Origin of the sequence: Alloprevotella sp. oral taxon 473 str. F0040 (assembly GCF_000318095.2) — a bacterium.
Lineage (GTDB): Bacteria > Bacteroidota > Bacteroidia > Bacteroidales > Bacteroidaceae > Alloprevotella.
Genome location: NZ_KB290714.1, coordinates 159,954 through 182,410, shown reverse-complemented (window position 1 = coordinate 182,410; position 22,457 = coordinate 159,954). Strand labels below are relative to the sequence as shown.

The window sequence follows — 22,457 nt, the reverse complement described above, 5'->3', positions numbered from 1 at the left end:
CACCAAAAGCAGAGTTATTCAAAAGAATAGTTTAATTTTGCCCTTACCCATTGACGCTACGATTGAATTTTATTCTACAAAAACTAATGTTTATGATACGTTCTATTCTTTTGGTTCTGTTCTCACTCTTAGAACTAGCCACCTTTGCACAAACATCTCAATCTATTTTTGAATGGAAAACTAGCTCAGATTTTTCTGTGAAAGAGGTCTTTCTCCCTTTAATAAGAGATAGCTATACAGTGTCACTGAATGACCCCAAGTACAAAGTATACACGCTTCACACTTATTCAGTGAAGAACTCTCAAGGAGACACTTACACCATCAAATTAAATAGTGTAGACGACTCTCGCGTAAACCGCGAAAACTATAATGGATTCTCTATAGAGCATAAGGGAAAGAGTATCCTCTCATACTACACAGGGGATCCCTTGTATAATTGTGGCAATATCACGCTATATAAAGACAAGTCTCGCTTCTTGCAGATTCCCCTTGATGACAAGAGCTTTGCTCTTTGCTTCGGTGGATGGTTCTATGACCAAGATGAAGCACCAGAGTTAGTGATTGTTGTGGTGTCGGAAGGTAAGGCGAAAGTAGTCTTCGACAACTACGCTTTTGCCTACAAATACACTCCTGCACCTAATTTCTCTATAGAGTTTGTAAATGATTGGTCAGGGATAGGCGAAGACTCCGAAATTTACAAAAAACCTTCATTCTTGCGCAGTCGAACTAAGCATAAGATTTGGCGTGAGGGAAATGTGCTCAAATATAAATCTTGGAAATAACTTGCTACGAACATGCTGTGGCAGGAAATGTGCTTTGCACTTCAATCTTGAAAGTAAGAAAATCTACACGACTATGCTCAGAGGGAAATTGTGATGTAAACAAACGTAAAATCAAGGTCTCTCGCGTGCGCGTACGCGCGCGCACCCTGCAAATAGCACTTTTTGCTTTCACAACCTTCACAGATAGTCGTGCAAGCAACTGAAACAAAGGTAATTATGCCTTCTTTGTAAACATTCTTTTGGAGTTTCATACTGCGAGGCGAGAAAATATAGAAAAAGAGGAGGCAAAAGGCGAGAAAAATTGCTAAATCTGGAACGGTACAAAACAATAAGTTTTTCATGAAAAGAGTGGCTATTTTGGAGAAAATCGGAGATATGGAGCAATAGGTCGGAGCTAATCTGAAAAACGTGGGAGGTTTTTTGTTGTAACTCCCTCATTTCTATCCTCAAACTGGGACAGAAAAGGAGACAAGTGTGAAGGTTGTGAAAGCAAAAAGTGCAAAATTGCTGTTGGGCGCGCACGTACACGCACGCGAGAAGGCACATTTTGGAGGAATCACAACACCATGTTGGCTACCAACGACAACTCTTTACCTCATTAACGACAACATCTCAGGAAGCATCGCCCCATGCGAGGTACATAAAATGACAACTACTGCCGAGTAATGATATGGACGAGCAAGGAACGAAAAGCAAGGGCATGCCAAGACTATGACAATAATAAGACGAGGCTTATACGCCTAGACACACAAAACCAATAATTCTGCAATCTTCAAATAGCATTTCAGAGGATGTATCAAGGAAAAAGTGCACTTTTCCGCTGATTTTTCACACTTTGTGGCTATATCCTCCCATATCTATATAGGGATGCACGGCAAAACAAGGTGCAAACAAAAAAGCTCCCACACTCACGAGGAGCATGGGAGCTATACCATAACCTAAAAAAGTCAAGTTCGGGATTACTTGCGGAGACCCAAAGCCTTAACGATGGCACGGTAGCGTTCGATATCGCGGTCCTTAAGGTAGTTAAGGAGAGCACGACGCTTACCTACGAGTTTCACAAGTGAACGCTCAGTGGCATGATCTTTACGGTTAGAGCGCATGTGTTCCGTCAAGTGACTGATACGGTAGGAGAACAGCGCAACTTGGCTTTCAGCAGAACCAGTGTCGGTGTTGGACTTTCCGTATTGTCCAAAGATCTCACTCTTCTTTGCAGAATCTAAGTACATGTTGAGTAGATTTGATAAATGAATAAAAAGTGGCTAGCTTTCGGGCATAGCAGGGCAAAGGTACGATATTTTGATTAACACACCAAATTTCCCTCTAATTTTATGGAGAAAACAATGATTATGAAGTGTTTTTTGCCATAAAAGGGCAACAAAAATTGGTGGCACAGCGTGTTTGTTGTAACTTTGTAGCTGGAAATGACCGATTACCATCCTCGACATGTGTTCCTCGCACAGCACAAATTGGTGCGTGTAGCGATGGTGCTGCTCGTTCTTCTTGCAGGAATGGGTGCAAATCGTGTGCAGGCACAACAGGACGTTGCCTTTCTCCACTATTGGCGCATGGAAACACAGTGGAACCCTGCTGCCGTGGGACAATCGCCCCAACTGAGCATTCAAGGTGCAGTGCAAACCCACGCCATGGGCTATGAGCAAGCGGGAAACACCATGTGGGCTGGAGCAGACATGGCTTTTGCACTTGGGCGCACCTACCATGGTGTTGGTGCTATGTTTCTCAACGACAACATTGGTCTGTTTTCGCACAAGCGGTTCTCACTCCAGTATGCCTATCATCAAAGATGGCGCGGAGGAACGATTGCCCTCGGACTTCAAGCGGATATGCTCCAAGAAGGCATAGACGGTTCTAAGGCTGACTTAGGCGATAAAAACGACCCTGCCTTCCCCACGGCTCAAGTGAATGGTTCAGCTTTCGATTTATCCGTAGGTTCATACTACCAACGCAAGGGATTTCGCCTTTCGGCAGCCTATCATCACTTGGCATCTCCCACGGTGAGACTAGGTGAAACTCACGAATTGCCGATTCGCGGTGTGTTAAATGTGGGTACTCAATACAATATCCACACCAGTTCGCCGTTATTCACGATAACTCCGTCTGCCATGTTTCGCAGTGATTTCACCGACTATCGAGTGGATCTCACCCTGCGCGGACAATACAAGTTTGAAAACAGACTGATTTTCGCAGGTATCAATTACGCTCCACAGCGCAGCGTTGGACTCTTTGTGGGCGGTACGCTTCAAGGCATCGACATCAGTTATGGCTACGAAGCCAACACCTCTGGTCTGGGCTTAGGAGCTGGGCAACATGAAATTGTGATAGCCTATCGCCTTCCCATTGACCTAGGTAAAAAGCAGCGAAATATGCACAAAAGTGTGAGGTGGTTGTAAAACCGATGCCACCCTCGACAACTCCCTATTCAATTCACAAGAATATGATTAAAACTCATCGATATACGCTTTCCTTCTTCGCTGGTTTGCTCATGCTTACCACGATGCTCTCTTCCTGCTTTGGCGGCAGTTCGCTCGCCATGCGCAATGGTGGAGAGGTGACAGGTTCACGCTCGTCCATCCCGCTCGAACCCACGCCTTATGGCATGGTCGAGGTGAAACGTGGCTACCTGAAAGTGGGACTTACCGAAAACGATAGTTTATGGGGACTACCCACAACCCAGAAAGACATCTCTGTGGATGGTTTTTGGATGGATCAGACGGAAGTGACCAACTCCATGTATCGCCAGTTTGTGGAGTGGGTGCGCGACAGCATCTTGCGCGAACGCATGGCAAATCCAGCCTATGGTGGGGATGAGACCTACAAGATTGAGGTGGACAAATATGGCGACCCCGTGAAGCCTCATCTCAACTGGAACAAGCCACTCCCATGGCGCAAGCCCAATGAAGACCAAGAGCGCGCGCTCAACAGTGTGTATCGCACACACCCCATTGACGGCACAAAGATGCTCGACACGCGCCAGATGAACTACCGCTATGAGGTTTTCGACTATGAAAAGGCGGCACTGCGCAAATATCGTTTGGATCCCAAAGAACGCAATTTGAACACGGACTTTGAAGCCAACGATGCTCCAGTGATGATTTCCAAAGACACTGCCTACATCAACGACAATGGCGACATCGTGCGTGAAACCATCAATCGTCCGCTTTCGTCTTTGTATGATTTCTTGAACACCTACATTGTTCCCGTATATCCTGATACTACCGTTTGGGTGAATGACTTCCCCAATGCCAATAATGGAACATATCTAAAGAATTATTTCTCTTCTCCTGCCTACAACGACTACCCCGTGGTGGGTGTGACGTGGGAACAAGCTCAGGCTTTCTGCGCATGGCGCACGGAATATCTGCTCCGCGGCATGGGCCCTGAAGCACGCTACATCCAACGCTATCGCTTGCCTTCTGAAGTGGAATGGGAATATGCAGCACGCAGCAAGGAAGGGCACACCTATCCTTGGGAAGGCGCAGCAACCCAAGACAAGAATGGATGTTTCTTTGCCAACTTTAAGCCCGACCGCGGTAATTACACCGAAGATGGCAACTTGATTACTTCGCGCGCTGGTCAGTATGGTGCCAACGAAAATGGATTGTTCGACATGGCAGGTAATGTAGCAGAATGGACGAATACCGTGTTCACCGAAGCTGGAGTACAGTCAATGGCAGATGTCAATCCCGAATTGCGCTACGACGCTGCCAAAGAAGACCCCTATTTCTTGAAACGTAAGAGTGTGCGCGGTGGTTCGTGGAAAGATCCTCTGTCCTACATCCGCTCGGCATGGCGCACTTGGGAATATCAAAATCAACCACGTTCCTACATCGGCTTCCGTTGCGTTCGCTCTAAAGCCGCTACTGTGAGTGCCTCAGCTTCGAGCAAGAAGGGGAAATAAACGAGTAGCTACTCCGAAAGCCTTCCTCCCTGATAGGAGAAGAAACGCCATCTAGCACAAAGAACCAGCGAAAGTTCACGCTCTTTTTGCAGCAGAATTTTCTGCTCACCAACTTCAAACGTCAACTCTCTAACGACAAACGAGATGTCCAAACTCAATATCGTCATTCGTCTGCAACACTGGATGGACAGTGTGCCAGGACAAACCTTCCTCAACTATGCCTATTCTTGGGGTGCTGCCATCGTGATTTTGGGTGCGCTCTTCAAACTCACGCACCTACCAGGCGGTAACATCATGCTCTTCTTGGGTATGGGTACGGAAGCTGTGGTGTTCTTCCTCGCAGCTTTCGACCGTCCGTTTGATAAGAAGGAGATTGGCAAGGAATTGCCTAAGGATTTTGAAACGGACGAAGAGATCGAACGCGCAGAAGGATTGTGGGAACCTCAAGTGACTCAAGCACAAGTTGCTCCTGCTCAAGTCGCTATCGCTCAGGTAGCTCTAGCTGAAGAAATAACTGCACCACAAATGGAAGGGGCATCTTCTGAAATCGTGGCACAAGCTGTGGCACAGGGCGAAGCACAACCAGCCAACAACATGGCACAAGCAGCCATCGCTACTGCACAACAAGCGGCTGCAGCTGCACAATCTGCCCTTCATGCGATGCAAACTTCAACAGAAGGTGCGCAAACTACCGCTGACCACACACAATCTCCTGCTGGAGTATCACCCGAAGTAGCATCAGCCCTTTCACCTGCCGTGGCAGCACACTACGATGCTCCCGAAGGTCAAGAGACGGTGGCACAGAGCGCACAACAACTCTCTGACATCATCCGTTTGGCTAACGATGAATTGCTCCGCCGTACACAAGCGGTGCTTTCACCCGACATGGAAGCTGCGACGGAAGACTATATCGCTAAGCTCCGCACCCTCAACGATACACTCGCGAAGGTGGACGAACAGAGTGCGCGACTCACTCGCGACTCACAAGAGATGGAGAACCTCAATCGCACGCTCATTGGAATCAACAAGGTGTACGACCTCCATTTCGCTTCTATCTCACGCCAAGTGACCACCATCGAAGAAATCAACAACCAAACGCAACAACTTGCTGCGAAGATTGAAGAGGTGAATCGCATCTACAGCCGTATGATGCAAACCCTCAATGTCATGGGAAATCCTATGGCTACCACTAACGAGGGAGCTACCTCTTCTCTCTAGTTTTACCATCTCGCACGTCAAATATAAACTTCTAGCCTACAATGTCTGTAAAGAAACGTCCCATATCCCCACGACAAAAGATGATTAACCTCATGTATGTCGTGCTCATGGCTATGCTGGCACTCAATGTGTCGAACGACGTACTCAAGGGTTTTGACCTTGTGGGCGAGAGTTTGACGCGCACTACTACGAACACAGAGCGCGAGAATGAGACGATTTTAGCCGACTTTCAACAACAATATCGTGCCAATCCTACCAAGGTGAAGCCTTTTTGGGAGAAAGCACAGGCCGTGAAAGCTGCTTCCGACAGCATTTGTCAAGAGGTTGAGGCTCTGAAATGGGCGATTGCTCGCGAAGTGGATGGTGCAGAGGGCAATCCTACAGCACTGCGCAACAAAGAAGACCTCGATGGTGCAGCAGCTGTGATGCTGGATCCTACGACTCGCCGCGGTCGTAAACTCTACGAACGTATTAATCGCTATCGCAACTTTGTGACAGCTTTTATCACTGACCGTCGCAAACAAGCCATCGTGGCTGCTAATCTCTCCACAGAAGTGCCGAAGTCTACGGACAACATGGGGAAGAATTGGCAAGAATATATGTTTGAGTCGATGCCTTCTATTGCAGCCATCACGATGCTCAGCAAGCTACAGAGTGATGTGCGCAAAGCTGAAGGCGAAGTGCTACACACGCTCGCTGCCAACATTGGCGTGAAGGACATTCGTGTGAACGAACTCAATGCGTACGTGTTGCCCGAAGCAACTACTCTCTTCCCTGGGGACGAGTTCCGCTCGCACATCTTCATGGCTGCGGTGGACACTACTCAACGACCCGAGATTTACGTCAATGGCCGTCGCATCGCAGCCGACGGACGTTATAACTTTCGCGTGGGTGCACCAGGCACTTATGATTTCCGTGGTTATATCACCTTCCCCAACGCTTCGGGAGAAATGGTGCGCCGCGAATTTTCACAACACTACACTGTCATTGCTCCACCCACAGGAGCTACCGTGGCAGCAGACTTGATGAATGTGCTCTATGCTGGCTACGACAACCCCATTTCGGTGAGTGCCTCGGGCATCGTTGCCGATAAGATTCATTTATCAATGACGGGTGGATCGCTGACTTCTCGCGGCAATGGTAAGTATGTGGCACGCCCTGCTCACGTGGGACAAGATGTGCAATTCACCGTGACGGGAGAAGTAGGGGGCAAAACCCAAACTATGGGTGCTTTCTCCTTCAAAGTTCGCAAGTTGCCCGATCCTCAAGCCTACATCACCATCGGTAGTGACCAATTCCGCGGTGGTCGCATCGCCAAAGGTAGCGTAATAGGTGCCACAAAACTCGATGCTGCCATTGACGATGGTCTGCTAAACATCCCCTTCCGCGTTCAGTCCTTTGAATGCGTGTTCTTCGACCGCTTAGGCAACGTGCTGCCACGTCCCTCTGCTGGAGCTAACTTCACCGATGCACAGCGCGAACTCATTCGCGGTCTTTCACGCGGCAAACGCTTCTACATCAGTAATGTCCATGCCGTTGGTCCTGATGGTATCGAAAGAACGCTCAATGGTTCGATAGAAGTCATTATCAATTAGAGGGTAGATATTAGAGATTAGACGTTAGAATTTAGACGTTAGAGTATCATAGCTCCTTAATACTCCCACATCAAGCGAATTTAGAGATTAGAGGTTAGACAGTAGATTATAGCCACTAGATATCAGCAGTTAAAGAATAGACATAAGTCTCGTGATATCTATCTTGAGAACTTTGTATCTACAATCAAATCTCCGAACAATTCCATAGATTATAGCTAACCACGCACAAGATTCCCCAACATATCCGTATGTATAGAATACTTCTTTCCCTCGTCCTGCTTCTCTTCGCGGCACACAGTGTGGCGCAGCCTCCAGCACGCTTGCGAGAAGCCGCAGCAACTGGCAGTAACGCAGGACAAAATGCTGACAATGCAGCCAACACGGGTAGCAAAGCAAGCAACAACACGACACGCAACGCAGCTCAGCGCGGCAGCATCCGTGAGTTTCCCACCGCTGCCCCTATGCCCGACAATGCGGCATGGCGTCGCGATGTGTATCGTATGCTCAAACTCACCGAGGATGCGAATGCTCCCCTCTACTATCCCATCACTCCCTCCTCTGGACGGGAGAACCTCTTCGTTCATCTCTTTCATTTGATTCTCAAAGGTAAGATAAATGCTTACGAATACACTCCTGATGCGATTGAGCACTTCGATGAGAAACACGTGATCAAGGGCAAGAAGATTATGGACGATAACCACATCTTCTACGAAGCCAACGAAGGTCGTCTCCGTGTCAATGATGCTGACCTTCCTTCTGAGGACGTGAAACGCTATTACATCAAAGAGAGTGTTTATTTCGATCAACAAACTGGTACTTTCCGCTCAAAGGTACTGGCACTATGTCCTATTGTAGTGAGCGATTTTGGAGATGGTCAGGTGCAAAGCACGCCACTCTTTTGGGTGAACTACGAAGAAGCCGCTCCTCACTTGGCAAAACTCTCGCTGATGGCTAGTAATCTCAACAATGCTTCAGAGATTTCTGCCGACGACTACTTCAATACCTCTCAATATCGCGGAGAGATTTATCAAACCAAGAATCTCCAAGACAAAACCATCGCACAGATGGCAGAAAGCGATTCAGCACAAACAAAGGTGCGTGAACGCATCGAACAAGAAATCAAGGATTTCCAACAACACATGTGGGGTAGTCGAGAGCAAAGTTTGGCAGAAGATGCGAAAGCCAACGCTGCACAGTCTTCCGACTCTACCCTGATAGAAGACAAAACTTCAACGTCTACCAAGAGTCGTCGTAGCAGCCGCCGTTCATCTACCAAAACTTCCACTCCTAAAGCTGCCAAAGCTCCTAAACCAAAGACCACTTCTTCTAGTAAGTCGGGAACAATCTCCGTTCGCCGACAACGACATTAATTTTATTCCGTAGCTCTGCTAGACATCCTCGCAGTGCACGATGGGTGTTTCCATTAAGGAGACACCTTTTTTACGGGCTACTACGCATCCTTTTCCATCGCTACAACAATTTCTATATATGAAAGTCATCAACTTCTCCGAACAAAACACCGTCATTAACAACTATCTCGCTGAACTTCGCGACATCGATGTACAGAAGAATCGCGCTTGGTTCCGCCAAAACCTCCGTCGCATCGGTCATGCCATGGCGTATGAAGTGTCTAAAACGCTTGATTATTCGCGCAAGACGCTCCAAACTCCCCTTGCCCCTGCTGAGGTAAGCACCATCGACGATCGCATCGTTATCGGCACTGTATTGCGCGCTGGTCTTGCGCTTCACGAAGGCTTCCTAGAAGTATTCTCCGATGCAGATAGCGCATTTGTGAGTGCTTACCGCAAGGAAGGCCGTAAGGACGACATCGAAATCTGCGTGGAATACATTGCTTCTCCTAACCTCGATGGTAGCACCTTCATGCTTGTTGACCCCATGTTGGCTACTGGCGGTTCATTCAACCTCGCTTATCAGGCTTACCTCACCAAGGGCACTCCTAAAAAGCTCCACATCTGCGCGGTGATTGGCTGTGAAGAAGGTGTGGCCCGTTTGAAGGAACTCTTCCCCTCTGACGATGTTACGCTATGGATTGCAGCTGTTGACCCCATCCTCAACGAACAAGCCTATATCGTGCCTGGTTTGGGTGATGCTGGCGACCTCTGCTATGGTGACAAGCTCTCAGACTAACCACAGAGACAAACTGCGTAAAATACAAATACGGTGGATGATTCTTGAGAATCATCCACCGTATTTTTTATCTTCTACCTTATGTGGGAGTCTTGCAGTGGTGAGCTATGCCATAACAGAAGAAGAAGATATCATAAATCGGCAGAGCTATAAAAGAAAACGGCTTAATAATTGCGGCCCACTACCACATCAATGTAGGAAATGAGGGAAGCTTTGACTGCCTCATTAGAGAAACTAGCCACAATCTGGCGTGCTTCTTCACTGAGTTCCTGCATCTTTTGTTCTGCATAGGCAATGCCACCATTTTCTTTGGTAAATTCTACGAGCCATTCACGCTCTTCAGCAGTAGATTCTCCTTGTTTCACGCGGAGAGCTACTTCCTTCGCCTCAGCAGATTGGGAAAGTTTGAGAGCAGCTATGACAGGCAGTGTGAGTTTTCCCTCTGCCATATCTTTACCTCGGGGTTTTCCGATAGCAGCATCATCGTAATAATCAAAAATGTCGTCACGAATTTGGAAACACAAGCCGATCAACTCTCCAAGACGGCGATATCGTTGCACCACCTCCTCACTGGCTCGCATAGAAAGTGCAGCCAACGAACCACAAGCCTCAAAGAGCGAAGCCGTCTTACGAGTGATGATGGAGAAATAGGCTGATTCTGAAATAGAAGCCTTATGCACAGCAGTGAGTTGCATGATTTCTCCTTCAGCAAGTGTGGCCCCTAAACGCGCCACCGCCTCTACCACACGCACACTCTCTGTGAGTGCCGATTGTTCAAGGGTTTGTGCCAACATATAGTCCCCTAACAATACTGCTATCTTGTTGTCATAGATTTGGTGTACACTAGCTCTTCCACGTCGTTCTTCGCTTTCATCCACCACATCATCATGAATGAGCGAAGAAGTGTGGAGCAATTCGAGCGTGACTGCACTGCGCAAAGTAGACTCACCAATAGTGCCCAACTCTTTTGCCAAGAGCAGCACCAACACCGGCCGCATCATCTTGCCTTTACGACTTCGCACATAAGAGAGCACTTGACTCATGAACTCTTCTTCATGGGTCAATACTTCATCAAACAACGCAGCATAGCGTTCTAGTTCAGCGAGTATAGGAAGTTTGATGCTTTCCAGTTCTTTCATATTGCGAGCGTCTTGTGTTGTTGGGGGGAGAGGAATAAAACGTTCTTCCCTAAACAGGGGGAAAATAAACGTGAAGTGTAAAACTTTTACCCGACAAAAGTACAAAAAAAGCGCAGTTACTCAATTCTTTTGCGTACTTTTGAAGTTCAAACTATTTGAAATATGCAGAAACTCATGCTTCTAGATGCCTACGCGCTGATATTTAGAGCCTATTATGGCTTAATCCGCTCGCCACGCATCAACAGCAAAGGTCAAAATACCTCAGCCGCTTTCGGCTTTATCAACACTCTTGAAGAACTCCTCCGTACGGAAAACCCAGACTTCGTAGCCGTCGCCTTTGATCCCCCAGGCGGCACTTTCCGTCACGAACAATTTCCCGAATATAAAGCCACGCGCGATGAAACTCCCGAAGATATCCGTTGGGCTGTTCCCGTGATAAAAGACTTTCTCACGGCTTATGGCATCACTATGGTGGAAGTGCCTAATTACGAAGCCGACGATGTGATTGGCACTCTCGCACATCGCGCTGCAAAAGAAGGACTTGAGGTGGTGATGGTCACTCCCGATAAAGACTATGCGCAACTCGTGCAACCAGGAGTGAGCATGCTTCGTCCACAATCGGGCGCAAAAGGCTATGAACGCCTCGGAGTGGAAGAGGTGAAGACGAAGTTTGAGGTGGAGAATCCTCTACAAGTCATCGATCTACTCGGTCTGATGGGCGACTCTGCCGACAACATCCCAGGTTGTCCTGGAGTGGGTGCGAAAACAGCCGTGAAACTTCTTGCAGACTTTGGAAGCATCGAAGGACTACTCTCCCACACCGACCAACTGAAAGGGGCACTCAAAAAGAAGGTAGAGGAGCATGTGGAGCAAATTCGTGAGTCAAAAATCTTGGCTACCATCGTCACAGACGTTCCCATCGACGTGACGTGGGACGACATGCAGCGTAAGACTCCGAACAAGGAGGCCTTGGTGGCACTCTACGAAGACCTCGAGTTTCGCACCTTCCTCCGACGACTCACTGGAGATGCACCAGCCACAGCTGCCCCCTCAGCAGAACCCGACCTCTTCTCTCAAGCCTTTGTCACGGCCACTAACACAGACGAAGAGACGACTTTGGATTTCCAAGAGAATCTCAGCACACTTACCGACCACCCTCACCAATATCATCTCATTGAAAGCGAAGAGGACGCACAAGAATCATGCCGAAATCTTTTGACATTCTCCCAAGTGGCTTTCGACACTGAGACCACTTCTGTTGATGCCATGCAGGCACAACTCGTGGGTATGAGCTTTGCTGTGGAAGACGGAACTGCCTGGTATGTAGCTGTTTCACGTGAAACGGAGGCAGCGCAACGCATGGTCGATGCATTTCGTCCTTTCTTTGAGCACCCTTCAATAGAGAAAGTGGGACAAAATCTCAAATACGATTTGTTGGTACTCTCACACTATGATGTAGAAGTTGCAGGTCCACTTTTCGACACCATGCTTGCGCACTATGTGGTGCAGCCCGAACAGCGACACAACATGGACTTGCTGGCGGAGAAATACCTGCATTATCGCACCATTCCCATTGAAGCCCTCATCGGTAGCGGCCGCACTCAGCGCAACATGGCTGACCTTGCCCCAAAAGACATCGTGGACTATGCTTGCGAAGATGCCGATGTTACACTGCGCCTCTACCCCATCTTGAAGGAAGAGATGGAGAAATATGAGGTTACTTCAGTGTTCACCGATATTGAGATGCCACTCCTGCCTGTGCTGGCTCGTATGGAGCGCAATGGTGTGCGCCTTGACACAACTGCTCTCGAGGAGACGGGGCGCAACTTCACCGAAAGAATGCAACAATTGGAAGGTGAAATCTACACCCTCGCTGGACATGAATTTACCATCACCTCACCTAAACAAGTGGGTGCCGTGCTGTTTGATGAATTGCAAATCTCAGCCAAGGTGAAGAAGACCAAGACAGGACAGTATTCCACTTCGGAAGAAGTGCTGGAATCTTTGAGAGATAAGCACCCCATCGTGGAGAAAATCTTGCAACATCGCGCTTTGAAAAAACTCCTCTCCACCTATGTTGAAGCATTGCCCAAATTGATTCACCCCGAAACGGGACATATCCACACGTCGTTCAACCAAGCCGTAACTGCCACTGGACGTTTATCTTCCTCCAATCCCAACCTCCAAAATATCCCTGTGAGAGGGGAAGATGGTCGTGAGATTCGTCGTGCATTCGTGCCCGAGGAGGGAGAAGTATTCTTCAGTGCCGACTATTCGCAAATCGAGTTGCGCATCATGGCGCATCTGAGCCAAGACCCCCACATGGTGGCAGACTTCAACAGTGGATTAGACATTCATGCCGCCACTGCAGCACGCATCTTCCACAAGACCGTGGAGGAGGTGGACAGAGATGAGCGACGCAAGGCTAAAACAGCCAATTTCGGCATCATCTATGGCATCTCCGCCTTTGGACTGAGCGAACGCATGGGCGTGTCTCGCGGAGAAGCAAAGGAATTGATTGAAAACTATTTTGCCACCTATCCCAAAGTGCGCGACTACATGAACGAGAGTATCGAGCGCGCCAAGCAAACGGGCTACATCACCACGCAGTTTGGTCGTCGTCGCTACCTTGCCGACATCAACGCTGGCAATGCCACCGTGCGCGGATATGCCGAACGAAATGCTGTCAATGCGCCTATCCAAGGCACAGCTGCCGACATCATCAAACTCGCCATGGTGGCTATTGATCGCCGACTTCGCGAAGAAAAGTTGCAAACACGCATGATTCTTCAGGTGCATGACGAACTAAACTTCTCCGTTCCTCCCACAGAATTGGAGCAAGTGCGCAAATTGGTGGTAGAAGAGATGGAGCGCGCCTTCCAAATGCAAGTGCCGCTAGTGGCAGAATGCGGAGAAGGAATCAACTGGCTCGAAGCGCACTAATGCGCCACTCCATGATTTGCTTCTAAAAACTCGGACTTTCTTGAAAATATCTCCGAGAGTTTTCCAAAGTTCTCCGACATTTTTAAGAAAGTCTCCGAGATAATTTTAGAATGCTCCGAGATAAATTCAAAAACCTCAGAGATTATCTGAGAACTCTCCAACTTTACTTTACGAACTCACAAAAAAACGACCGCGACAAATGAATATTTGTCGCGGTCGTTGCGTTATCATAAGGCTCAACCTAATGGATTGTTCAGCATAAATCCAGATGTTTTCAGCCAACTCAGGCGATTATAAGCAAGAGAATAGGGTTTCTATCCTTCAGCACTGAGAAAGGCGAGGAGAGCCGCTGTAAAAGCTTTTTCAGCCATTAGAAGTTCACACGGAAACCAGCATAAAAAGTGCGAGGTGCCATGGGACCATAGATGTAGGCAGAGTCACGGTTGTAGCCGAGGTCGAAGTCATCTTGGTAAGCATTGAAGATGTTTTGCACACCAGCGAAGACTTGTCCCTTATAGTACTTGTAGATAGGGAAAGTATACTGTGCTTTCACCCCAAATTCCATGAAGCTAGGAGTCTCAAATGTGCGAGGACCATAAACTTCGCCCACCTTGTTGGTCTGACCCTCACCAGAGAGCACGCGATCATACTTGATGTTGGAAGAAAGTTGATTGAGATAAGCATCCTTGGATAAGGTCTTACCATCTTCCTCTGTGGGAATCTCGTGACCTACCAACATGCTACCTGTGAAGTTACCTGTGAAGGTGAAATCCAGTTGCTTGGTCACATTCCACGTTGAAATGAAGTAACCATAGACATCAGGTGTGCGATACATGCGACGAGTAGCATAAGCATCGTCATCATTCCACTTTTGCTCCTTGTTCCACTGGCTCTTATGATAAGTCAATCCAGCTTGGAGCGACCACACCTTAGGCAAGGTGAGACGACCTTCTAGGCTCAATCCCATCACCTTTGCGCCATCTGAGTTGGTGCGGGTCTTCACAATTTCTTCATTACCAAACTTGTCAGTGCGCTTGCTCTGCACGAGCGAGAAGGCATCGCGGAGCTCGGTGTAGAAACCTTCGGCAGTGAGGTTCAGCTGCCATGCACCAAAATGAGTGTACCAGTCGGCAGACAGACTGAAACTGTTGGAACGCTCTTCGTGGAGATTCTTGTCGTTTTCAATCGTGATCAAATCACCACCAGCATTGTCCACGTGAAGGTCTTCGTCAAACACCTGTGGAGCACGGAATCCTGCGCTATAGTTGGCACGAAGCACGAGATCTTTGGTAGGATTGAAGCGCACATTAGCACGAGGAGAGAAGATGGCATTCTTCACCATGCTGTGCTTGTCAAGACGACCACCAAGGAGGAAGCTCCACATGTCGTTCTTCCACTCATTTTGCAAGTAGAGGGAGTTGGTGTTCACGTTTTGTTCGATAAACTCTTTGCGGAATCCGCTCTTATCTTCCAAGTTGTCGTTGGCATGCTCCACACCTACAGTGAACTGTGAAGGCATAAACAAGCACTTGTCGAAGTCATAAGCATATTGCGCACCCAGCACATTAGTCAAACCATTGGTGCGACCATAGCTGATCATGCGTTTGCGCATTTCCACAGCATCATCTTTGGTGAAACTTGAGGGATCTTTCTCGATTTGAGTCAAATATTGTTCCACCGTCTTCTCGCCACCGCCATAATAGCTCTCACGTTGCACCTTCATGAACGAAGCAAAAGCATTCACACGGTGCTTAGCATCGGCTGAAACGAAGTTATAATTGAGGCTACCCGTGAGGTTATTGTGGCGCAATTGCTCTGCCACATGCGCATTGTGGGGCTCTTCGTTGAGCAAATCGCCACCACGGCGGAATTCACGCGTATTGTGTAGCTCGGCAGTGAGTTTAGAATAGTCGGAGATGCGGAAGAAAGCACGCATACCCACGTTGCTACCATCAAGCTTAGGCATTTCAGAGTAGCCATCGCCGGTGTGATCGTAAGGCGAACGGTGGTGCAACTGACCAAAGAGGGTGATTCCAATCTGGTTGTTGTCAGTGACGTAGGTAGCATTGAGATTGGTGGTATTCTCAAAAGCCTTCAAACCACCGATGCCACGGATTTCGTGCGAAGCACTAGCGGAAGAAGCCACTGGTTCTTTCGTAATGACATTGATGACACCTGCAATAGCAGAAGATCCAAACAAAGCACTACCACCACCACGCAACACTTCGATGCGCTCGATCATGTTGGTGGGGATTTGTTCCAAACCATAGACACCAGCCAATGCACTATAAACGGGACGAGAGTCTACGAGGATTTGAGAATAAGGCCCATCCAGACCGTTAATGCGCACTTGTGAGAAACCACAGTTCTGGCAGTTGTCTTCCACGCGCACGCCAGGTTGATATTTCAAAGCTTGAGAAAGGAATGAACTCTGTGTACGGTCGAACACCTTAGCATCGAGCACATTGACCAACGTAGGTGCAAGACGACGCTTCGTGGCGTTACGAGTGGCAGACACCACGACATCGCTCAGTGCCACTTCCTGGGGTTGCAACTCAAAGTCAGACATGATAGTAGCATCCGAGGTGGTGGTGACTTCGTGAATCACAGGTTCAAAACCAGGAACATCGACCTTCACGCGCAAACGTCCGATGGGCAAGTTTTTCAGCATGAAGTGACCCGTCACGTCTGTGACCACAGAGATGCGAGTGCCCAAGACCTCTACACGCACATGAGGCAGAAATTCTTGGGTTTCGCTATTGCGCACGTGTCCCACAATGTGAGCAGGCTGTGCTTTGGGAGCTTGCGCCGTGGGAACAGCAAGTGTGTTTGTAGTGTTAGTAAGTAAAGGTTGGGAAGCCTCAACAGTTGAGGTGGCAAAAGCCGAGGTGGAACATAATACTCCACTAAGGGCTAAGAAAAGGGCGTAGTTATTCTTCATAATCTAACGACTCAAATGAGCGCAAATTAAAATTCTTCAAGAGTAATAATGAGGAAAATGATGTTTCTTCCGCTATCTACGAGGAGCATTATCTGCTCCTTCTTTATTTTTCAGTGCAAAGGTTTCACATTTTTCTCTCTTGAACAATACTCATAAGTGATGATTTACCACTAATCCTATAACATTTATTGTATTTTACCATGTTTTCTTCTTCATTCATCGTGATCCTCACTACATTTCCTCGAAAATTAGCCCCGGGACACAGAAAAAGCTACCTCAAAACCCAAGAGTCTGAGGTAGCTTCGTCTTTATAGATTATAATTTTTCGAGAGAATAAAAAATTATCGCTTCAAACGAGAGTTCTTTTCTGTTTCTTGGAGAGGGTATGGCGCATAGTTCATATTGTCATTCCAAGCTCCGCTCACAGGCACTGCTTCCGTGGCAGTAAAACCAGGTGCCACTTCGACAGGTTGATTAGCCACACGGCTTGCAAAGGTGTTTTTGAGGTCATTCATGCGAAGTTGGTCTGCACGACGTGTCACCATAGACACCCAGTGCCCAGCCACTTCCCAGCCATGCTCCTCGTAAGCAGCTTGCGCCAACTGGTCTGCCGTCATGGCATCAATGTTCACACCATGAACTTTTTCAGCCTCTCCTGCTTCCACAGCGCGCTGACGCACAAGTTTCAAGCACTCCTTAGCGAGAGAGAGGTCAGCCTTGCCAGCACGAGCAGCACTTTCGGCATACCACAATAAGACTTCGGCATAGCGAATCACCTGGTGTCGACGACCATTAAGCATACCTCTCCACTTCTTTGCCGTATAATCATAAGGAGCCATCATTTGTCCGCCATGACCATCATCATTCACCGTGAAGAGAGAGAACATGGGATGATATTCTGGTACAATAGCATTTGTCTTACCCTCAGCGATAGACTTACCATCTTTGGTAGCCCACCAATCATAGAGTTTGCCATCTTTCAAAAGCTTAGGGTCATAAGTGGCTGCCTTACGAGGACCATCGGGCATACGCTTCCAAAAAGCAATCTCGCCCCATGCATCTCCCCAACCTCCGAGGCTTTCAAAAAGCATTGTACTGGCGAGTTGAGAGTCATGACTCCATGAACGGTTGGGAGAATTGTTCACCCCCAGGATGGTTTCTTTGTTGTAAATATTAGCCATAGAGTGGATGTTTTTCCACTCAGCTTCGAGCTTAGCATCATACTTACCAGCCTTTTGGCCCAGAATCACGGCTTCTGCAGCCTCAGCAGCCTTAGCATAGTACTCAGTACCCTTGTTGAGAGGATAGCCTGCCATCGCCATGTAAACAGCCGATAGCGTAGATTTCACAGCTTGCTGTGTCACATAGACATCCACACCAAACATCTGGCGAGGTTCACCCTTATAAGATGCAGGAAGCTCATACTTGTCTGCCATCATCAAGTCAGCGAGAATCTGCTCGTACACCTTTTCCACAGAAGCAAGTTCAGCCGTGCCGTGGTCATCTTCGTTGTGTAGATTGATGGGAAGTGGGCCAAACACGCGCACGAGGTAGAAATAAGCATAAGCACGCCAGAAGTGAGCTTGACCCAATGCGATGTTAAGTTCTTCTTTTGACGTTGGAGTGCGCTGTGCATTATCAATGATGAAGTTAGCTTCGTGGATAATGTCAAAGTGCTTGTCCCAAGCAGCCACCACCCCTTTGTTGTCGGCAGAGGCAGAAAAGGCATCTAACTGCGCACAAGCCTGCTTGTTAGAACCAGGATTAGCCGTGATGTCATCACCCTGCCATTGAGGATACATCATGTTAGTGTAAGACTGTGAGTCAGTGACCTTAGTGAAGAGCGACACCAAACTCATATTGAGTTCATCTTGCGAACTAAAATATGCACCAGGCACGAGTTTACCTTTGGGATCTTCGTTGAGAAAATCAGAGCAAGCCGTAGTGCCAAAGAGAGAAGCAGCTAAAAGTGCCGCAAAAAATATCTTAGATTTCATGAGAAATAGCGGTTATAGGATGTAACATGTACGAGATGCTGGGCAGCCATCTCCATTAGAAAGTGAAGCGTGCGCCAAGCGTAAAGGTGCGAGGTGCGGGATATCCGCCCATATCTACACCATTTTCGTAGTCATGATTGCCGAAGGAGAAACCAGCAGGGTCGGCTCCCTTATACCCTGTGATGGTGAAGAGGTTTTGTACACCAAAGGAGAGGCGAACATCGGCAAACTTCGTTTGTTGCTTCGTCAAGTTATAGGCCAAACTGATGTTTTCCAAACGAAGATAGTCAGCATTTTCAATCCACTTGCTAGAGTTACCATAGTTTTGGTTGCCCACAGCATCAAGACGAGGCATCGTCACACCCATATTCTTCACATAGTCGGCATCAGTGACAAAGGCCGAAGCACCAGGCATGGCATTCATCAAGAAGCGCGCTATATTAAGGCGTTGTGCACCAAAGGCTGCATTGAAAAACGCATTGAGTTCCCATTGCTTATAGCGCAAACTGTTGTTCCATCCGAGGGTGAAATCAGGGTTAGCCTTACCCAAAACACGGCGGTCACCAGCATCCAACTTACCATTTTTGTTGAAATCGGTGTACTTATCCTTGCCATCCTTGTCGATGCCTTCCCACACATAGCCATAGAATGTGCCCACAGCCTCACCTTCTTTCACGATGCTCACAGCATCTACTGTACCGCCAGCAGGAGAGTCACCATAAAGGATAGGTTCTTCGGAAGTGAGTTTCACCACCTTATTCTTGTTGTACGAACCATTAATGGTAGAAGTCCATTGGAAATCGTTCGTTTGCACGATGCGCGCGGTGAGGGAGAGATCCACACCCGTGTTGGTGATTTCACCAGCATTCACCCAATAGCGCAAACCACCCACATAGTGTGACTGTGAGCGTTGGAGGAGTGCGTCATAGGTGTGCTTTGCAAAGAAGTCCACCCCAAGTTCGATGCGGTTGTTCCAGAAGCTCACGTCGAGTCCAAGGTCAAATTGATGAGTCTTTTCCCAAGTCAAATCAGGAGTAGGCACAGACGAAGGACTATATCCAGTGAAATCACTTTTACCACCAAAGTTGAAGCCCATCACAGAGAGCAAACCGAGGGTGGAATATGGGGTAATGTTTTGATTACCAATCACCCCATAACTAGCGCGGAGTTTCATATTATTCACCACACTGCGCATAGGTTTCATGAACTCCTCGTTGGTCATGGACCAAGCCGCAGCGATAGAGGGGAAATAGCCCCACTTGTCTTTTGAGAATCGGCTAGAACCGTCAGCACGGAACGTAGCAGTGAGCATGTAGCGGTCGGCATAATTGTACATCACACGACCCACTCCTGAGAGCAGTGCGTAAGCTGAATAGTTGTTCTTCTCATCGCGCACAGCAGCATTCTTCACATCCCAGTACTCCACAGCATCAGTCTTAAGCTGTTGACCAGAAATCAGCATCATGCGTGTCTCACTCTTTGTAGCTTCATACACCGCTGTAGCCACCAAACTATGATCTCCCCACTTATGATTGTAGGTAAGGTTGTTGGTGCTTTGAAGCATGAGGTGGAAGTTGTCACTGTTGTGCATCGAGGTCTTACCGAAACTCAACACTCTGGGCGAGAATCCATAGCCCTTACGATCATGATAGTCAGCACTGTTGGTGGAGGTGAAAGTGAGTCCATCTGCGATGTTAAACTTCAACTCAAATCGACCATTCATCATGTGCCCCATCATGTCATCTTTCACAGCAGTCAATACAGCATAGGGGTTTTCGGCTGAAATACTATTGTAAGGGTCGCGCTTAAACTTGATGCCATCTGCCTCATACATGTCCATAGCAGGAGAGTAGTTGAGCGCGCGCACAAGAGCATTGTCGAGATTCATGCCAAACATGCCACTCCCCTTACCTTCATTGCGTGCTGCCTGCACATCGGCAGTAAGTTCGAGCCAAGGATAAACTTGTGTGTGTACATTCACCTTTCCACTATAGCGTTGGAACTCTGTGCCTACTACCACACCTGCATGCTTCATGTAGCTCGCAGACACGTAGAGTTGTGTATCTTTGTTACCCTTGCTCAATGAGAGTTTATAGTCATCCGTCTGACCAGTGCGTAACACCTTTTCGAGCCAATCTACACCAGGCTTAGTGCCATCAAGGAAGGGCTTCAATTCGCTAGGAGCATTGCCATTAAACTTATACTTGGTGAGCAGTTCTGCATATTCCTTCGTACTCATCACCTTGGGCATGTGGGTGGCATTTGACCAACCATGCGACACATCAAACACCACTTGCGTTTGTCCAGCCTTACCACTCTTGGTCGTGATCAATACCACTCCATTTGCACCACGGCTACCATAGATGGCAGTAGAAGAAGCATCCTTAAGCACTTGCATGTTTTGGATGTCTTCGGGGTTGATGCCATCAAGACCCGATTCGCGCACTACACCATCTACTACATAGAGAGGTTCGTTGCTGTTGTGGATAGACCCCGTACCGCGCACGCGGATTTTCACGCTACCACCAGGAATACCACTTCCGATGACTTGCACACCACTCACACGACCTTGCAAAGCATCGCTCACACGTGTGATAGGTTGATCTTTGAACGCTTTAGAGTCCATCACCGACACAGAACCAGCTAAGTCTGCCTTACGCACCGTACCATAACCGATGACCACAGCTTCGTTGAAACTACTGTCCATCAGTTTAAGGGTCACATCTAGTTTTCCTTCTGCTGCCACAACGCGATGACGCTCATAGCCGATGAAGGAAAATTGCAGAGGACTACCAGCAGCAACCTTGATAGAATAACGCCCTTGGGCATCGGTCACCACCGCTTGGCGAGTGCCAGGCACGGTCACAGAAACTCCAGACAACTTTTCACCTTCATCGCTCATCACCACACCTGTAACGGTGACTAACTTCTTGGCTTGTTGCACGGAAATATGTGTAGATTCAGAGGACGAAGTAGGAGCGGCTGTCACAGAGCCGATCACTGCAAACAATCCTAAAGTGAGGGGCAACGCACGTTGCGCCATGTGTTTGTACCAAAGGGGGACAAACGCATCGGAAAGATGGAACTTGTTGTTCATGTTCGATGGGTTAATAGATAGGTATTAGGATAGATCGGTCAAGTATATGGCGGTTGCAGCAGTTTTCTGGTATTGTTTTCAATGGCAATCGCCCTTGTCAGGTCTATAATTCTTCTTGCTACGGTCGCAAATGTAAAAATTACTATCGAAATAGCAAAGTAAACCTGACAAAAAAGTAAATTATTCTTTCATGCACAATTAAAGATAAGGAAACATCAGCCTAGATACTCCTAACTATATAGGGATAGAATTAGGCCAAAAGAGAGAAAAAACGACGAAAAAGTGACAAAACTTTTTTATTTTCACCTCAGTTGCTATCTCTGCTTTTCAAAATCACAACAAAACACTTCACTAAAAAGAATTATGATTTCACCTTTTCCTAGCAGCTATGCAAGGATGTGTATCTCAAAACGGGTACATATCATCTAGAACATGTACCCGAAAACGCCAAAATGGGTACATATCATCAGAACGTGTACCCGAAAACGCCAAAACGGGTACATATTATCTAGAACGTCGAACTAGAACTTTTGAAAAGTCTGATGCTGCAAAGGAGAAAATCAACAAGACAAAACAGTCTTCTCACCAAATGAGGAAAACTAAGTAAAAAATGATCCTCCAGTTTCCGGCTCACGCGTGCGCGTGTGCGCGCATATCAGGGATTTTGCACTTTTTGCT

Annotated in this window: 13 protein-coding genes; 8 read left to right on the top strand and 5 right to left on the bottom strand. The window is 47.7% G+C overall.

The window, feature by feature from the left end; translation table 11 throughout:
• Nucleotides 1-290: 290 nt before the first annotated feature.
• On the top strand, nt 291-782 hold the full coding sequence (locus HMPREF9999_RS03340) for a hypothetical protein (RefSeq protein ID WP_157049592.1): 492 nt from the start codon (nt 291-293) through the stop codon (nt 780-782).
• 959 nt (nt 783-1,741) lie between these two features.
• On the opposite strand, the gene rpsO is transcribed toward HMPREF9999_RS03340, so the two are convergent.
• On the bottom strand, nt 1,742-2,011 hold the full coding sequence (gene rpsO / locus HMPREF9999_RS03330; RefSeq protein WP_009436935.1) for a 30S ribosomal protein S15: 270 nt from the start codon (nt 2,009-2,011) through the stop codon (nt 1,742-1,744).
• A gap of 195 nt (nt 2,012-2,206) precedes the next feature.
• On the opposite strand from rpsO, the gene HMPREF9999_RS03325 reads away from it, so the two are divergent.
• The 6 genes from HMPREF9999_RS03325 to upp all read left to right on the top strand — a co-directional run bounded on the left by HMPREF9999_RS03325 (nt 2,207) and on the right by upp (nt 9,662).
• Complete coding sequence (locus HMPREF9999_RS03325; protein ID WP_009436933.1) at nt 2,207-3,193, top strand: PorP/SprF family type IX secretion system membrane protein; 987 nt, start codon at nt 2,207-2,209, stop codon at nt 3,191-3,193.
• 44 nt (nt 3,194-3,237) lie between these two features.
• Nucleotides 3,238-4,701: an SUMF1/EgtB/PvdO family nonheme iron enzyme gene (locus HMPREF9999_RS03320; RefSeq protein WP_009436932.1), complete on the top strand. Its 1,464-nt coding sequence runs from the start codon at nt 3,238-3,240 to the stop codon at nt 4,699-4,701.
• A 144-nt stretch (nt 4,702-4,845) separates the two neighbouring features.
• Complete coding sequence (gene gldL, locus HMPREF9999_RS03315) at nt 4,846-5,919, top strand: gliding motility protein GldL (protein ID WP_009436930.1); 1,074 nt, start codon at nt 4,846-4,848, stop codon at nt 5,917-5,919.
• A 41-nt stretch (nt 5,920-5,960) separates the two neighbouring features.
• Nucleotides 5,961-7,514 (top strand): gliding motility protein GldM, encoded by a 1,554-nt coding sequence (gldM, locus tag HMPREF9999_RS03310; protein ID WP_044063024.1) that lies wholly within the window; start codon nt 5,961-5,963, stop codon nt 7,512-7,514.
• Nucleotides 7,515-7,762: 248 nt separating this feature from the next.
• The gene (gldN, locus tag HMPREF9999_RS03305; RefSeq protein ID WP_009436928.1) at nt 7,763-8,884 is read left to right on the top strand and encodes a gliding motility protein GldN; all 1,122 of its coding nucleotides are present in this window, start codon (nt 7,763-7,765) and stop codon (nt 8,882-8,884) included.
• Nucleotides 8,885-9,002: 118 nt separating this feature from the next.
• Nucleotides 9,003-9,662, top strand: a complete 660-nt coding sequence (gene upp / locus HMPREF9999_RS03300) for a uracil phosphoribosyltransferase (RefSeq protein ID WP_044063023.1) — start codon at nt 9,003-9,005, stop codon at nt 9,660-9,662.
• Nucleotides 9,663-9,826: 164 nt separating this feature from the next.
• Here upp and HMPREF9999_RS03295 read toward each other — a convergent pair whose 3' ends face one another.
• Nucleotides 9,827-10,801, bottom strand: a complete 975-nt coding sequence (locus tag HMPREF9999_RS03295; protein ID WP_009436926.1) for a polyprenyl synthetase family protein — start codon at nt 10,799-10,801, stop codon at nt 9,827-9,829.
• Between the two features lie 162 nt (nt 10,802-10,963).
• Between HMPREF9999_RS03295 and polA the strand changes: the two genes are divergently transcribed.
• On the top strand, nt 10,964-13,744 hold the full coding sequence (gene polA / locus HMPREF9999_RS03290; protein ID WP_009436925.1) for a DNA polymerase I: 2,781 nt from the start codon (nt 10,964-10,966) through the stop codon (nt 13,742-13,744).
• 370 nt (nt 13,745-14,114) lie between these two features.
• Here polA and HMPREF9999_RS03285 read toward each other — a convergent pair whose 3' ends face one another.
• The 3 genes from HMPREF9999_RS03285 to HMPREF9999_RS03275 form a co-directional block, all read right to left on the bottom strand.
• Nucleotides 14,115-16,685: a TonB-dependent receptor gene (locus HMPREF9999_RS03285; RefSeq protein WP_009436923.1), complete on the bottom strand. Its 2,571-nt coding sequence runs from the start codon at nt 16,683-16,685 to the stop codon at nt 14,115-14,117.
• 341 nt (nt 16,686-17,026) lie between these two features.
• Nucleotides 17,027-18,682, bottom strand: a complete 1,656-nt coding sequence (locus HMPREF9999_RS03280; protein WP_009436922.1) for a RagB/SusD family nutrient uptake outer membrane protein — start codon at nt 18,680-18,682, stop codon at nt 17,027-17,029.
• 55 nt (nt 18,683-18,737) lie between these two features.
• Nucleotides 18,738-21,779 carry a SusC/RagA family TonB-linked outer membrane protein gene (locus HMPREF9999_RS03275; protein WP_009436921.1) on the bottom strand — a complete coding sequence of 1,014 codons (3,042 nt, stop codon included), beginning with the start codon at nt 21,777-21,779 and terminating at the stop codon, nt 18,738-18,740.
• Nucleotides 21,780-22,457: the final 678 nt, after the last annotated feature.